This window comes from Agrobacterium sp. 22-214-1 (genome assembly GCF_053522465.1).
Genome location: NZ_JBNWCK010000004.1, coordinates 22,274 through 37,247, shown reverse-complemented (window position 1 = coordinate 37,247; position 14,974 = coordinate 22,274). Strand labels below are relative to the sequence as shown.

13 protein-coding genes are annotated in these 14,974 nt (G+C 60.3%); 9 read left to right on the top strand and 4 right to left on the bottom strand.

Annotated features, from left to right (window positions below; genetic code table 11):
• Nucleotides 1-73 precede the first annotated feature (73 nt).
• Nucleotides 74-961: a DMT family transporter gene (locus ACQZ5G_RS16285; RefSeq protein ID WP_448738282.1), complete on the top strand. Its 888-nt coding sequence runs from the start codon at nucleotides 74-76 to the stop codon at nucleotides 959-961.
• A 104-nt stretch (nucleotides 962-1,065) separates the two neighbouring features.
• Complete coding sequence (locus ACQZ5G_RS16280; RefSeq protein WP_448738281.1) at nucleotides 1,066-2,046, top strand: glutathione S-transferase family protein; 981 nt, start codon at nucleotides 1,066-1,068, stop codon at nucleotides 2,044-2,046.
• A gap of 12 nt (nucleotides 2,047-2,058) precedes the next feature.
• Here ACQZ5G_RS16280 and ACQZ5G_RS16275 read toward each other — a convergent pair whose 3' ends face one another.
• Nucleotides 2,059-2,961: a LysR family transcriptional regulator gene (locus ACQZ5G_RS16275; protein WP_448738280.1), complete on the bottom strand. Its 903-nt coding sequence runs from the start codon at nucleotides 2,959-2,961 to the stop codon at nucleotides 2,059-2,061.
• 202 nt (nucleotides 2,962-3,163) lie between these two features.
• On the opposite strand from ACQZ5G_RS16275, the gene amaB reads away from it, so the two are divergent.
• The 4 genes from amaB to ACQZ5G_RS16255 all read left to right on the top strand — a co-directional run bounded on the left by amaB (nucleotide 3,164) and on the right by ACQZ5G_RS16255 (nucleotide 7,518).
• Nucleotides 3,164-4,693: an L-piperidine-6-carboxylate dehydrogenase gene (gene amaB, locus ACQZ5G_RS16270; RefSeq protein WP_448738279.1), complete on the top strand. Its 1,530-nt coding sequence runs from the start codon at nucleotides 3,164-3,166 to the stop codon at nucleotides 4,691-4,693.
• Between the two features lie 241 nt (nucleotides 4,694-4,934).
• The gene (locus ACQZ5G_RS16265; protein ID WP_448738278.1) at nucleotides 4,935-5,888 is read left to right on the top strand and encodes an aliphatic sulfonate ABC transporter substrate-binding protein; all 954 of its coding nucleotides are present in this window, start codon (nucleotides 4,935-4,937) and stop codon (nucleotides 5,886-5,888) included.
• 20 nt (nucleotides 5,889-5,908) lie between these two features.
• A complete protein-coding gene (locus ACQZ5G_RS16260) occupies nucleotides 5,909-6,688 on the top strand; it encodes an ABC transporter permease subunit (RefSeq protein WP_020009953.1) in 780 nt (259 codons plus the stop codon).
• Between the two features lie 8 nt (nucleotides 6,689-6,696).
• The gene (locus ACQZ5G_RS16255) at nucleotides 6,697-7,518 is read left to right on the top strand and encodes an ABC transporter ATP-binding protein (RefSeq protein ID WP_448738277.1); all 822 of its coding nucleotides are present in this window, start codon (nucleotides 6,697-6,699) and stop codon (nucleotides 7,516-7,518) included.
• A gap of 41 nt (nucleotides 7,519-7,559) precedes the next feature.
• Here ACQZ5G_RS16255 and putA read toward each other — a convergent pair whose 3' ends face one another.
• Nucleotides 7,560-11,234 carry a trifunctional transcriptional regulator/proline dehydrogenase/L-glutamate gamma-semialdehyde dehydrogenase gene (gene putA, locus ACQZ5G_RS16250; protein WP_448738276.1) on the bottom strand — a complete coding sequence of 1,225 codons (3,675 nt, stop codon included), beginning with the start codon at nucleotides 11,232-11,234 and terminating at the stop codon, nucleotides 7,560-7,562.
• Between the two features lie 175 nt (nucleotides 11,235-11,409).
• On the opposite strand from putA, the gene ACQZ5G_RS16245 reads away from it, so the two are divergent.
• Nucleotides 11,410-11,880, top strand: a complete 471-nt coding sequence (locus ACQZ5G_RS16245; RefSeq protein ID WP_448738275.1) for an Lrp/AsnC family transcriptional regulator — start codon at nucleotides 11,410-11,412, stop codon at nucleotides 11,878-11,880.
• Nucleotides 11,881-11,939: 59 nt separating this feature from the next.
• Here the strand turns inward: ACQZ5G_RS16245 and ACQZ5G_RS16240 are convergent, their stop codons facing one another.
• Together ACQZ5G_RS16240 and ACQZ5G_RS16235 are read right to left on the bottom strand one after the other, a co-directional pair.
• A complete protein-coding gene (locus ACQZ5G_RS16240) occupies nucleotides 11,940-12,506 on the bottom strand; it encodes an RNA polymerase sigma factor (protein ID WP_003508744.1) in 567 nt (188 codons plus the stop codon).
• Nucleotides 12,506-12,712, bottom strand: coding sequence for a NepR family anti-sigma factor (locus ACQZ5G_RS16235; protein WP_003522527.1), 207 nt, complete (start codon nucleotides 12,710-12,712; stop codon nucleotides 12,506-12,508). Before ACQZ5G_RS16235 ends, ACQZ5G_RS16240 begins: the two co-directional genes overlap by 1 nt.
• Before the next feature lie 138 nt (nucleotides 12,713-12,850).
• Here ACQZ5G_RS16235 and ACQZ5G_RS16230 point away from each other — a divergent pair, with 138 nt between their 5' ends.
• On the top strand, nucleotides 12,851-13,645 hold the full coding sequence (locus tag ACQZ5G_RS16230) for a response regulator (RefSeq protein ID WP_448738274.1): 795 nt from the start codon (nucleotides 12,851-12,853) through the stop codon (nucleotides 13,643-13,645).
• Between the two features lie 101 nt (nucleotides 13,646-13,746).
• On the top strand, nucleotides 13,747-14,730 hold the full coding sequence (locus tag ACQZ5G_RS16225; protein WP_448738273.1) for a sensor histidine kinase: 984 nt from the start codon (nucleotides 13,747-13,749) through the stop codon (nucleotides 14,728-14,730).
• Nucleotides 14,731-14,974: the final 244 nt, after the last annotated feature.

The window sequence follows — 14,974 nt, the reverse complement described above, 5'->3', positions numbered from 1 at the left end:
AAGGGGCGTCCGGGTCGCGTTCCACGCGGCCGGGGGATGCTTTGCATTGCGGTCGGTGTTTGGGGACGTTCAAATGCAAAAGGGTTTTCTGCTCGGTCTGTTCGCTTATGCGACCTTTTCCATGGGCGATGCCACCATCAAGTCGCTTGGATCGCAGATCAGCGTTTTCGAAATCGGCTTCTTCAGCATTCTGTTTTCCGGCATCTTCATTTTCTTCAGTAAGCCGCGCGAGGAAAGGTGGCGTGAATTCTGGCGCATGAGCCGGCCGTTCGCCGTGCATGGGCGCGCCATCTCCGGCCTTTTCGCCGGTATTTTCGGCATCTATGCCTTCACCACCATTCCGCTGGCGGAAGCCTATGCGCTGATCTTCCTGTCGCCGCTCTTCGTGACCGTGCTTTCCGCCGTCGTGCTGAAGGAGAATATCGGTCCATGGCGCTGGGCGGCGGTTCTGGCGGGTATCGTCGGCGTGATCCTCGTCGTGCGGCCAGGCTTCAAGACACTCGAAATCGGACATTTCGCCGCCATTGGCGTCGCCTTCCTGGCGGCAATGACCATCGTTTTGCTGCGCTCGCTTGCCGGCAAGGAAAAGCGCACCTCGATCATGGGCGTGCTGCTGATCTACGGCCTCACCTTCAATGGCATTGCCTCCATCCCCGAATTCGTTATGCCAAATCTGCACCAGCTCCTGGCCTTCGCCTTCATCGGCCTTTGCACGGCCACGGGGCAGATCACCCTTCTGGTCGCAACCCGCATCGCGCCAGCGAGCCAGATCGCGCCGTCGCATTATTCGCAAATCCTCTGGGCCGTGGCGATCGGCATGGCTTTCTTCCACGAATATCCGGATGCGGTCGCCGTGCTTGGTCTGGCCGTCATCGCCGCATCGGGACTTCTGACCATGATCCGCGAAAAGGTGAGGCTCGGCACCGTGCGCTGGAACCCGTTTTTCCGCAATCGGCTTTGAACTCACTCTTGATCGGAAACAGTGCGTCAACCGAAGCGCGGCTTGTGAAGCGGCGGCAACCCGGCCCATAAGGCTTTCATCTTTAGATGAACGGAGAGCCGCAAATGCTCGTGGATGGAAAATGGACCGCCGAATGGCATCCGGTGCAGGCAACCGACAAGAAGGGCGGCTTCGTTCGCCAGACCTCCGGCTTCCGCAACTGGGTAACGCCTGACGGTTCGGCGGGGCCGACGGGCGAGGGCGGTTTTGCGGCCGAAAGCGGCCGTTATCATCTTTACGTCGCGCTGATCTGCCCATGGGCATCGCGCACGCTGATCGGCCGAAAGCTGAAGAAGCTGGAAGAGGTGATTTCTGTTTCCGTGGTTGAGCCGGCGCTTTCCGACGAGGGCTGGAAATTCGGCGACTATCCGGGGTCGGATCGTGATACGCTCAACGGCTTCACCTATATGCACGAGGTCTATACCAGCGCGGATCCGCACTATACCGGCCGCGCCACCGTGCCCGTGCTTTGGGACAAAAAGACGAAAACCATCGTCAACAACGAATCCGCCGATATTCTGCGCATGCTGAATTCCGGTTTCGGCGCTCTGGCCGACAATAGCGTGGACCTCTATCCGGAAGCTTTGCGCGATGAGATCGACGCTCTCAATGACCACATCTATCCGCGCCTCAACAACGGCGTTTACAGAACTGGTTTCGCCACCACGCAGGTCGCCTATGAAGAGGCCTTTACCGATGTGTTCGCAATGCTTCAGGAGCTCGAAAGCCGCCTCGTCTCAGGCGGACCTTTCCTGTTCGGCGATCTGCTGACTGAAGCAGATGTCCGGCTTTTCGTGACGCTGGTTCGTTTCGATGCCGCCTATTATGGTCTGTTCAAATGCAATCTTCGCCGTATCGCCGATTATCCCGCCCTTCAGGCCTATATGATGCGGGTGCTGAATGTTCCCGGCGTGCGCGATACGGTCAATATCGACCATATCAAGCGCGGTTATTATTCCATCAAGGCGCTCAACCCGACCCGAATCGTGCCCGTCGGTCCCGATCTTCCGGGGCTGTATGACGTTTCTCTCCGCCCTTCGAACTGAGCGGATGACGGATTACACCGGCTTGCCGACCTGATCGAGCAACCAGGCCTGAAAGGCGCGGGCCAGCGCATTGTCCTGCCGTCCTTCCGGCAGGGCCACGTAATAGCTCTTGTCAGTCTGCAAGGGAATGTCGAAGACGATTTCGAGGCGGCCGGAGGCGATCTCCGCCTCGATGAGATATTTCGGCAGAAGAGCAAAACCGATGCCGCTTGCGGCTGCCTCGATGATCATCGAGAACTGGTCGAAACGGCTGCCCTGATAGGCATTCTCCGCCGTCACACCGTTCATCTCCAGCCATTCCGTCCATAGTTTCGGCCGCGTCGTCACATGCAGGAGCGGTTGCCCGGTCAGATCCTGCGGCTGGTTCACGCCGGCGCGGCGCACAAGGGCGGGGCTTGCGACCGGCACGATCACCTCGTTGCACAAAAATGTGCAGGTGCCATGCGCCCAGACCGGCTGGCCATAATGAATGGCGAGATCGAAACCTTCCTCGTCAAAATCGAAAGGGTGCGAGCGCGAGCCGATGGTGATCTTTATTTCCGGACTGACGTCGATGAAGCGGTGGAGGCGCGGCATCAGCCAGCGGCTGCCGAATGTCGGCAATGTCGCGACGGAAAGCGATGCGTGCGATGTTCCGGCCGAGACCGCGCGCACCATCAGCTGTTCGGATTGCTGCAACAGGCGCCGCACATCGGGCAGGAATTTACGCCCCGCCTCCGAAAGCACCACCCGCCTGCGGATGCGCTCGAAAAGCTGCATTCCGGTCTGCGCTTCCAGTTCGCCGATCTGCCGGCTCACCGCGCTCTGCGTGAGGTTGAGTTCTTCCGCCGCACGCGTAAAATTGCCATGCCGTGCCGCGCATTCGAACGCCTGCAGGGTAACGATGTCAGGGACCAGTCTTCTGCGCGGATCCATTCCATTCTCGCATCAACTTACCCGCTTTCCTCATTGGAAAAGGGTCGTTATGGCCATATATGATTACGGGAAAGAATGGAACGGTGTAAAACGCCAATTTCATAGAACGAATGGCAAATTCGGGGAAAGAAGAGTGACGGGAGTTGAAAGCGCCGTATCGAAACGGCCTTTCCTCCCCTTTTAAGCCAAAAGGACGATGGACATGGATGCGACCACGAAGCTCGACGTGAAACAGGAAGCCGCGGCCCTGCTCGACAGGATGGGCGTTGCCCGCGATCTTTATACCGGCGGCGATATGGCCTCCTTCAGCCCGGTGACGGGTGAACAGGTCGCAAGCCTCAAGACCGTTTCGGTCGAGGGTGTAGCAGCCGTGATCGACCGGGCCGATGCCGCCTTCAAGACATGGCGCAATGTGCCGTCGCCCCGTCGCGGTGAACTGATCCGGCTGCTCGGCGAAGAGCTGCGTGCCTTCAAGGCCGATCTCGGCCGTCTCGTATCGCTGGAAGCGGGCAAGGTTCCCTCCGAGGGCCTCGGCGAAGTGCAGGAAATGATCGATATCTGCGATTTCGCGGTCGGCCTTTCCCGCCAGCTTTATGGTCTTACCATCGCCACCGAACGCCCCGGCCATCGCATGATGGAAACCTGGCATCCGCTCGGTGTCGTCGGCGTCATCTCCGCCTTCAACTTCCCGGTTGCGGTGTGGTCGTGGAACGCGGCGCTTGCCATCGTCTGCGGCAATTCGGTGGTCTGGAAGCCTTCGGAAAAGACCCCGCTCACGGCGCTTGCCGTTCAGGGCATCTTTGAGCGCGCGGCCGCCCGTTTCGGCGATGCGCCGGAAGGTCTTTCGCAGCTTCTGATCGGCGACCGTGCCGTGGGTGAAGCTCTGGTGGACAATCCGAAGGTGCCGCTCGTCTCGGCCACCGGCTCCACCCGCATGGGCCGCGATGTCGGTCCGCGCCTTGCGAAACGCTTCGCCCGCGCCATTCTGGAACTCGGCGGCAACAATGCCGGCATCGTCTGCCCTTCCGCCGATCTCGATATGGCGCTGCGCGCCATCGCTTTCGGTGCAATGGGCACGGCCGGCCAGCGCTGCACCACGCTTCGCCGTCTCTTCGTGCATGACAGCGTCTATGACCAGCTCGTGCCGCGTCTGAAAAAGGCATATGCCTCCGTTTCCGTCGGCAACCCGCTGGAAACCTCCGCACTCGTCGGCCCGCTGGTCGACAAGGCGGCTTTCGACGGCATGCAGAAGGCCCTCGAAGCGGCGAAAGCCCATGATGGCGTGGTGAATGGCGGCGGCCGCGTGGATACGGGTGCGCCGGATGCCTATTACGTCAAGCCGGCTCTGGTCGAAATGCCGAAGCAGGCTGGGCCTGTGCTGGAAGAGACTTTCGCGCCGATCCTCTATGTCATGAAATACAGCGATCTCGATCAGGCGATAGACGACCATAACGCCGTCGCTGCTGGTCTTTCCTCATCGATCTTCACCCGCGACATGCAGGAATCGGAACGGTTCGTGTCGTCGGAAGGCTCCGACTGCGGTATCGCCAACGTCAATATCGGCACCTCGGGTGCGGAAATCGGCGGCGCTTTCGGCGGTGAGAAGGAAACCGGCGGCGGCCGTGAATCCGGTTCGGATGCGTGGAAGGCCTATATGCGCCGCGCCACCAACACCATCAACTACTCCAAGGCGCTGCCGCTGGCGCAGGGCGTTTCCTTCGATATCGAATAATCGCCTACTCTGTAGAAAAATTGATCCATCATGCCGGCGCGGCTCCATCCGCGCCGGCATTTCTATTCGATGGGTCGGACGAGGGCGCCCGCCACGATTTGCGGAAAAGAGGTCTTTGCGCGGAATTTTATTCCCGCAATATTGCTCATATTGAATTATCGTCTCTCTATCGTTTTAATGGAAAACCCTAGCATTACTCCATATCGCAACCCGGCAAGAGCGCCGGTGATAAGGAGATGAAATGCCAGCCGTCACCCGCCGCGCCCTTTCCGCCAGCATTCTTGTTGCCGCTGCTTTATCCGTTCTGCCTTTTCAGGCCCAGGCAGCGGAAGAGCTGAAGATCGGTTATCAGAAAACCGGCCTGCCGGTGATCGCCCGCCAGCAGGGCGTCATCGAAAAGGCGCTGGAGGCCAAAGGCGTGAAGGTTTCCTGGGTCGAATTCACCGCCGGCCCGCCGCTGGTGGAGGCCCTGAATGTCGGCTCCATCAATGTCGGCTGGACGGGCGACGCGCCGCCGATCTTCGGTCAGGCGGCAGGTTCCGCCATCGTTTATGTCGCTGCCCTTCCTTCGAACGGCAAGGGCGAGGCGATCTTCACCAAGCCCGAAAGCGGCATCAAATCGGTTGCCGATCTCAAGGGCAAGAAGGTTGGCGTCGGCAAGGGCACCAGCGCGCACAATCTGCTGGTGGCGGCGCTTGAGAAGAACGGCCTGAAATTCAGCGATATCGAGGTGGTCTATCTCAGCCCTGCCGATGCCGCGGCAGCTTTCGCCAGCGACAAGATCGACGCCTGGGCCGTCTGGGATCCCTTCTATGCGATTGCCGAAACCCGCTACAAGCCGGTCACTCTGGCCCGCACCAGCGATGTGCTCGCTGTCAGCACCTATTTCCTCGCCAATCGCGACTACGCCAAATCCAATGCGGATACGATCAACATCACCATCGATGCTCTGGGCGAGGCGGCGAAATGGTCCGCCGCCAACCGCGACAAGGTCGCCGCAGCTTTGCATGAGGTGACGGGTGTGCCGCTGGAGGCGCAGACGCTCGCCGCGAACCGCTCGGAATTCGGCATTACCAAAATTGATGACAAGATCGTCGCCAGCCAGCAGGAAACCGCCGACCGCTTTTATCGTCTCGGTCTGATCCCGAAACAGATCAGCATCAAGGATGCCGTCTGGTCGGGCGCGACGAACTGAGCAAGAGCCGAGGGCACGCCATGAGCACCGGAAAGCGTATCGAGATTGGCGGCATCACAGGCTGGCTGCTCCCCGCACTCATTCTTGCAGGCTGGGAGGCGGCGGCGCGGGCCGGTCTGATTTCCGCCAATGTGCTGCCGGCCCCTTCGGCTGTCGCGGAAGCCTTCTGGCGGCTTCTGCTCTCGGGTGAGCTTGTCGCCAATATCGGCGTCAGTTCCGCCCGCGCGCTCGCCGGTTTCGCCATTGGCGGCTCCATCGGCTTCATCTTCGGCCTGGCCAATGGCCTCTCCAAATTCTCCCGCAGCTTCACCGATACGACGCTGCAGATGATCCGCAACATTCCGCATCTGGCGCTCATTCCGCTGGTCATCCTATGGTTCGGCATCGATGAGGAGGCGAAGCTTTTCCTCGTCGCGCTCGGTGTGTTTTTCCCGATCTACATCAACACGCTGCTCGGCATTCAGGGTGTCGATCCGCAACTGGTGGAAATGGGCCGTACCTATGGCATGTCGCCCTTCACGCTGTTCCGGCGGGTGATCCTGCCCGGCGCGCTGCCCGCCATTTTCACCGGCCTGCGTTATGCGCTCGGCATCATGTGGCTGACGCTTATCGTCGCCGAAACCATCTCTTCCTCGTCCGGCCTCGGCTATATGGCCATGCAGGCGCGCGAGTTCCTGCTGATCGACGTCGTGGTACTGTCGATCCTCATCTATGCGCTTCTCGGCAAGCTGGCCGACAGTTTCGCCCGCTTCCTCGAAAGCATCTTCCTGCAATGGCATCCAGCCTTCAAGAAAGTCTGAGGTAACCCATGTCGACCGGCAATGTTACGACGCTGAGACGCCCGGATGCCCCGCCATCCCTCCCGTCCCAAGGGAAAATCGAACAACGCGAGAAGACGACAGAAGGCAAGGTCGCCTTCAGCTTCCGCAATGTGGCGAAGAGCTTCGGCGACAAACCGGTTCTGCGCGGCATCGATCTCGATGTGCGGGAAGGCGAGTTTCTGGCCATCATCGGCAAGAGTGGCTGTGGCAAGAGCACGCTCCTGCGCATTCTGGCCGGCCTCGACACGCCGACCACCGGAACCGTCTCGAAAGATGCATCGAGCCGCACCCGCATGATGTTTCAGGAGCCGCGTCTTCTGCCGTGGGAACGTATCGCGAGCAACGTCTCCGTGGGGCTGACCGGCATCGCCAAGGGCGAGGCGGCGCAGGAGCAGGCGCTTACAATTCTCGAAGAGGTCGGTCTGGAAGACCGGGCTGGCGAATGGCCCTATGTGCTTTCCGGCGGCCAGAAGCAGCGCGTGGCGCTGGCGCGCGCGCTGGTGGCCCATCCGCAAATCCTGGCGCTGGATGAACCGCTCGGCGCGCTCGATGCGCTCACCCGCATCGAAATGCAGCTTCTGCTGGAGCGCATCTGGCGCAAGCAGAAATTCACCGCCGTTCTCGTCACGCATGATGTATCGGAGGCCGTGGCGCTTGCGGATCGCATCGTCGTCATCGATGAAGGGCGCATCGCGCTCGATCTCGATGTGAAACTGCCGCGTCCGCGCCGTCATGGCACTGCGGAATTCGCAAGGCTGGAAGAGCAGGTTCTGAACCAGCTCTTCGGCCGTGGCGAGACCAACGGATAAGGCATGAACCGGCAGGGCCGAGACCCCGCCGGACGATATCATCAGCCAATGCTCATCAGGCTGGCATTGCCGCCGGCGGCCGTGGTGTTGACGCTGACGGAGACTTCTTCGACCAGCCAGTCGAGATTATAGGGCTGGCTTTCCGCGGAAAGCGCTTCCGTTGCCGCGGCCTGAACTAGAACCAGCGGGCCGGGCAGGGCGGCGATCTTTTTATTGACCGCCACGATACGCTCCGCGTTGCCCTCGACCAGCGCGCCGGCGAAGGGCGCTGATTTTTCCCAGTCATCCGCCCAGACGATGCGCGAGGTCACGGTTGCCGGCAGTCCGTAAATGGATTTCTCCAGTCTCGAGGCATTATCGATGACAACCGCGTTTCCGGTTGCAAGCGCTGCCGCAAGCTGGCGGTAAAGCCCCTGTTCGGTTGCCGGAACCAGCAGAACCTTTCCACGCGGATGCAGTGCATAGACATTGCGCTCGCCGACGGGACCGGCCAACTCGGTTTCGAAGCCGAGGCCGGAAAGAGCTGCCGCCTGCCGTGCGGCTTCGGCCGCGACTGTCTCGCCGTTTTCATCCAGCCAGCGGGCGAGATCGACGGCGGCCTGATCCTGCTGGCTGGCAATGCGGTCGATCTTCGGCGCTTCCTGTGTCATGCGGCCGAGATAAAGCGGGCCGCCGGCCTTTGGGCCAGTGCCGGAGAGGCCGCGTCCGCCAAAGGGCTGCACGCCGACGACCGCGCCGATGATGTTGCGGTTCACATAAAGATTGCCGGCCGCGACGCGGGAGAGAACGTGCTGGATCGTATCGTCGAGACGGGTATGCAGGCCGAAGGTCAGGCCATAGCCGGTAGCGTTGATCTCATCGATCAGCCGGTCGAGATTGTCGCGCTTGAAGCGGATGACGTGCAGCACCGGACCGAAGACTTCGCGTTTCAGATCGGCGAGCGATTTCATCTCGATAATGGTCGGCGGCACAAAGGTGCCCTTGCCGGTTTCGCCGGCAAGCGTGATCTGTTCGATGCGATGCCCGAGCCCGCGCATGCCCTCGATGTGCTTTTCGATGATGCCCTTCGCCTCGGCGGTGATGACGGGGCCGACGTCGACGGAAAGCTTGTCGGTGCGGCCGATGCGCAATTCATGCAGCGCGCCTTTCAGCATGGTCAGCGTGCGGTCCGCCACATCTTCCTGCAGGCAGAGGATGCGCAATGCCGAGCAGCGCTGGCCGGCGCTGTCGAAAGCAGACGCGATGACATCGGCGACGACCTGTTCGGCAAGTGCGGAGGAATCGACGATCATGGCGTTCTGGCCGCCGGTTTCGGCGATCAGCGGCACCGGCTGGTCATTGGCCAGAACCCGGCCGGCAAGCTGGCCCTGAATGAGCCGCGCCACTTCCGTCGAGCCTGTGAACATTACACCGGCTGTAAGAGGTGAACCAACAAGGGCCGCCCCTGTCTTGCCGTCGCCCGGCAGAAGCTGCACGGCATCCTGCGGAACGCCGGCCTCATGCAACAGGCGCACGCCCTGCGCCGCGATCAGCGGCGTTTCTTCGGCGGGCTTTGCCAGAACCGGATTGCCGGCAACCAGTGCCGCCGTCACCTGACCGATGAAGATCGCAAGCGGGAAGTTCCACGGGCTGATGCAGACGACCGGGCCGAGCGGCGTTTCGCCGGATTTGAAGTTCCTGCGGGCTTCCGCCGCGTAATAACGCAGGAAGTCGATGGCCTCGCGCACCTCGGCAATGGCGTTGGGTATGGATTTTCCCGCTTCGCGCATGACGAGGCCGAGCAGGGCAGGCATTTCGGCCTGCATGGCGTCGGCGGCGCGCTCCAGGCAGGCGGCGCGTTCTTCCACCGGGGTGGAGGGCCAGCTAGAGGCCGCCGCCCGCCGCATTGCCGCCTCGACATCGGATTCGGTGGGCTCCGTCACATGGCCGACGATATCATTGTGGTCGCCGGGATTGAGAACCGGGCGCGTGTTGCCGCCTGCCTGCGGTGCCGACGCTTTCCATTCCGTCGCAGCACCTGCCTTCAGGGTTTTGTCCAGTGCGGCGAGCGTCGTTTCACTGGAGAGGTCGAGGCCGGCGGAGTTTTTGCGTTCCGGGCCGAACAGGCCTTCGGGGGCGGCGATGCGGTCGTGGCGCGCGCCGGGAACGGCATAGGCCTTGACCACGGCAACCGGGTCTTCCAGCAGGGAATCCACCGGTACGGCGGGGTCGGCAATGCGGTTGACGAAGGAGGAGTTCGCACCGTTTTCCAGCAGGCGGCGGACGAGATAGGCCAGTAGCGTCTCGTGGGTGCCGACGGGGGCATAGAAACGGCAGGGCCGGTCGAGCTTCTTCTTGCCGACGACTTCGCTGTAAAGCGGTTCGCCCATGCCATGCAGGCACTGGAACTCATAGTCGCCGAGTTTGAAGCCGGGGCCGGCGAGATGGTAGATCGTCGCCATGGACTGCGCATTGTGGGTCGCAAATTGCGGGAAGACCAGATCGCGCGCGGCGAGCAGCTTGCGGGCACAGGCGATGTAGGAGACGTCAGTGTGGACCTTGCGGGTGAATACGGGGAAGTCCTCCAGCCCCTCCACCTGCGCGCGCTTGATTTCCGCATCCCAATAGGCGCCCTTGACGAGACGCACCATGATGCGGCGGCCCGAGCGGCGGGCGAGATCGATGATGTAATCGAGAACGAAGGGGCAGCGGCGGCCATAGGCCTGCACGACGAAACCGAGGCCGTTCCAGCCCGCAAGGTCCTTGTCGAGCGCCAGCTCTTCCAGAAGATCGAGCGACAGTTCCAGCCGGTCGGCTTCCTCCGCATCGATGTTGAGGCCGATATCGTATTTCTTGCTGAGCAGCATCAGCGATTTGACGCGCGGCAGAAGCTCGGCCATCACCCGCTCCGCCTGCGCGCGGGCGTAACGCGGATGCAGCGCCGAAAGCTTGATGGAAATGCCCGGACCGCCATAGATGCCGCGCCCGGCCGATGCCTTGCCGATGGCGTGGATGGCGTTTTCATAATCCTTGTAATAACGCTCCGCATCCTTGGCGGTGGTCGCGGCTTCGCCCAGCATGTCGTAGGAATATTGGAAGCCCTGTTCTTCCAGCGGCTTCGAACGCTTGATCGCTTCGCCGATGGTTTCGCCGGTCACAAACTGTTCGCCCATCATGCGCATGGCCATATCGACGCCGCGACGGATGACGGGTTCGCCAGCGCGAGCGATCAGCTTTGTCAGCGCCGCCGAAAGGCCGCTATCGTTTACCGTCGAGGTCAGCTTGCCGGTGATGACGAGACCCCAGGTGGCGGCGTTGACGAAGAGCGAGCGCCCGCCGCCAATATGGGACTTCCAGTCGCCACGGGCGATCTTGTCGCGGATCAGCGCGTCGCGGGTGGCGGTGTCGGGAATGCGTAGCAGCGCTTCGGCAAGGCACATCAGCGCCACGCCCTCATGGCTGGAGAGCGAATATTCCTGCACCAGCCCTTCGACACCGGTGCCCTTGGTCTTGGCGCGCAATGCCTCGATCAGTTTGCGGGCCGTGTCGCGAATGGCTTTCGTCTCTTCAGCCGTCACCGTTGCCGCCTCGATCAGCGGCGCGAGGCATTCTTCCTCAGGACGGCGATAGGCGGCGGTGATCGCCTTGCGCAGCAGGCTTTGCTCGCGCACCGGCGGCGCAAAATTCTGGAAGATACCGTTCGCCACTACACCGGCGTTGCTTGCACCATCGGCCATTCTAAAAATCCTGAAAACGCTGTTGAAGACAGACCGTCGGCGGCAGCGTGTCCTCCGCCCGCCGCTTGTCATCCTGTCGCAGACAATATCATCACCGCAGAAATTGCTATGGCCCTATTTTCAGGATAAAACAGGCAATATGAACTTTTATTTTTGAGATATGGCGTAAAATCACATGGTTACTAGTCAAAAAACAGACGATCTGGATCACTTCGATCTCAAGATTCTCGAGGCGCTCAGCGAAGACGGGCGCATGTCCGTGCTGCAGCTCTCGAAAAGGGTCGGTCTTTCCAAGACGCCCTGCCAGACGCGGCTGAAGCGGCTGGTGGATGAGGGCTATATTCTCGGCTTCCGCGCCATGCTCAATCCGCAGAAACTCGGTGTCGATCACATCGCCTTCGCCGAGGTAAAGCTTTCCGATACGCGGGAAAAGGCGCTGGAGGAGTTCAACACGGCGGTGCGCAAGATCAAGGAAGTGGAGGAGTGCCACATGATCGCCGGCGCCTTCGATTATCTCCTGAAAGTGCGCACCAGCGATATCCGCAAGTATCGAAGGGTGCTCGGCGAGAAAATCTCTAGCCTGCCATCCGTCGCCAACACCTCGACCTTCGTGGTCATGCAATCGGTCAAGGAAACCGGCATCTGAAAAGCAGACATGAAAAAACGGGCAGACGTTTGCCTGCCCGTTTCTGATGTTCACTTTCCTCAGCGCGCCGTGGCGGCGGCGGTGACCGCGCTCATCTGCGCGTCCGGGCCGAACTCGTTTTCGTTTTCGATGCCGAGCAATTCCTGCAGGCGCAGCCTTGCGCGGCTGACCCGGCTCTTGATGGTGCCGACGGGGCAACCGCAAATCTCGGCGGCTTCCTCGTAGGCAAAACCCGAAGCCCCGATCAGCAGGATCGCTTCACGCTGGTCGTCCGGCAACTTTGCGAGTGCCGCGCGGAAATCCTGAAGGTCGACTGAACCATGCTGTTCCGGCGGCACCGACAGGCGGGACGTATAGACCCCGTCCGTATCCTGCACCTCACGGCCGGATTTGCGAATCTGGCTGTAGAACTCGTTGCGCAGGATCGTCACCAGCCATGCGCGCATATTGGTGCCTGGCTGGTAGCTGTCCTGTTTCGCCCATGCCTTCATGATCGTGTCCTGCACGAGGTCGTCGGCACGGTCCCGCGAGCGGATGAGCGAAATCGCGAAGGCGCGCAGGTTCGGCAGCGCCGCCAGCATTTCCCGTTTGAAATTGTATTCTGTCTGCTCCGGCTCTTTCGCCATCATTCCTCCGAAGCCTTCATTTTGGCTCTGCTTTCGGCTTCATCGAGTTTTTCGAGAAGGTCGAGGAATTTGTCAGGGATGCCTTCATCCTGAACGGCATCATAAAGCTCCCTGAGCTTACGGGAAATCACCGCCCGCCCGGAGTGTGGAACCTGGGGGGCGGCCGAATTGTCCGGCTGATCTTGGTCCGATTGAAATATGCTCATAACGTCCGGTATTCCTTTTGCGTCGTGGCAAAGAATGCGCCGTGAAAAAAATAGTTCCGGCGGTCCGGAACTTTTTTTGCAATGCGCACGTTGCTATCGTGGGTTTGCGTTGCAGACCGCATGAAAGGGGAGAATTCCATGTCAGTTTCTACACGCATCGCACCGCACCTGCCATATCTGCGCAGGTTCGCGCGTGCCGTTTGCGGCTCACAATCGACGGGCGATGCCTATGTTGCCGCCACCCTCGAAGCTCTGATCGCGGATATCAGCATTTTTCCGCAGACTAGCAATGATCGTGTTTCGCTCTATCAATTGTTCGTATCGATCTTTAGTTCCGTCACGATCAATATTAAGACCGACGAAAACCTGTCGGGATGGGAAAAACGCGCCTCGGCCAACCTCTCCGCCGTGCCGGCCTTGGCCCGTCAGGCATTCCTTTTGACCACGGTCGAAGAATTCACACCTTCGGAAACCGCCGAGGTTCTGAAAGTCTCCGAGGATCAGGTCGGCAAGCTGATCGACGAGGCAGCGTCTGAAATCGCCCGGCAGGTGGCGACCGATATCATGATCATCGAGGACGAACCTCTGATCGCCATGGATATCGAGCAGATGGTCACCGATCTCGGCCACCGCGTCACGGGCATCGCCCGCACCCACACGGAAGCGCTCGATCTCTTCCATCGCACCCAGCCGAAGATGATCCTTGCCGATATTCAGCTCGCCGATGGCAGTTCCGGTCTCGATGCGATGAAGGACATCCTGCAGATGACCACGCTGCCGGTAATCTTCATCACGGCTTTCCCCGAGCGTCTTCTGACGGGCGAGCGGCCGGAGCCGACCTTCCTTGTGACGAAGCCGTTTAATCCGGACATGGTGAAAGCGCTTATCAGCCAGGCCCTGTTTTTCAACGAAAGCTCACGCGTCGCGGCGTGAATTTTGCCGAAACCGCAGGCTGACCGGGAACCACTCTGGTGCCCGGGCGTTGGCGGTTACGGTCGTGGGGCTGCCCCGCGGCTTTCTGCAAGGAGACGAATTTGCATCGGCTGGCATGGCATAACGCGGAGAGGGACGAAAGCGAACTTCACGATTCGCTTGTCCTTGCCTTGCTCGATTCGGGTGAGACAGTCATGCTGCAGGACTGGAACCGCGACTATATATTCGTGGCCAATCTGCCGGATGTCTGGAAAATTCCGGCAGAATCTCGCCCCACCGATGAAAATCTGTTCGGTAACGATCTCTCCGCCCGGCTGGCCGATCTCAAGAAGGACATGAATACGGCGGGCAGCCGCGGCATGCTGGAAGTCAATGCCGGCAATGATCGCGTCTTCCAGTTTCAGGTTCATTCCACCCTTAACCACACGAACCAGGTGGTGATGAAAACCACCATTCGCGAGGTGACCGCGGAAAGGCGGCGCGAGCAGCTTCTGCGCTCGCTGCTGCGCGAGGTCAGCCACCGTTCCAAGAATCTCCTGGCGATCATCCAGAGCCTTGCCGGCCAGACGGCCCGTTTCAGCCTCACCAAGGATGATTTCCTGCGCAAGTTCCGCGGCCGACTGCATGCTCTTGCCCAGAGTCAGGATCTCATCACGGATTCGGACTGGCGGGGCGCGCGCATATTCGAGCTGCTGCGCCAGCAATTCGATCTTTATGTGCCGGAATATCCGAACCTCATCCATATGGAAGGCGAAAACCTGCTGCTCAATCCGAATGGCGCGCTTTATATCGGGCTCGCCTTCCATGAGCTCGTCGTCAATACCGTCAGCCATAGCGGCAATCTCGCCTATCACCCGCCCATATCCCTGCAATGTCGTCAGGAGGGTGATTTTTATATCGTTGAATGGAATGAGCCGATGATGCCGTCGAAAGAGCCGGCGGAGACCCGGCGCGGCAGCTTCGGCAGCGTGGTGCTGGAAAAGGTGGTTCCGTCCGCATTGGGGGGAAGCGCCAAATACGAGTTGACGCCGGAGCGGATCGTCTACCGGCTGAAATTTCCTTCCGGCGACGGCGCGGATGCCTGAAATCTCAAGATCGCGCGCGGCGCCGGGTTCATCTTTCATTTCATGAAAACCAAAACAAAAAGCACGGCTCATGAAAGAGCCGTGCTATTTTTATGACAGGTTTTCAGGGGCGAAACCTGTTTATTTTCAGCCAAGCTTCAGGCGGGGACGGGGGAATTGCTTGGCCTGCAGTAAAAACACGCCCAGCCGGATTCGGTTCCCAAAAAATGCGTTTTTTTAACGTTGCGCAAAATACCAGCCATTT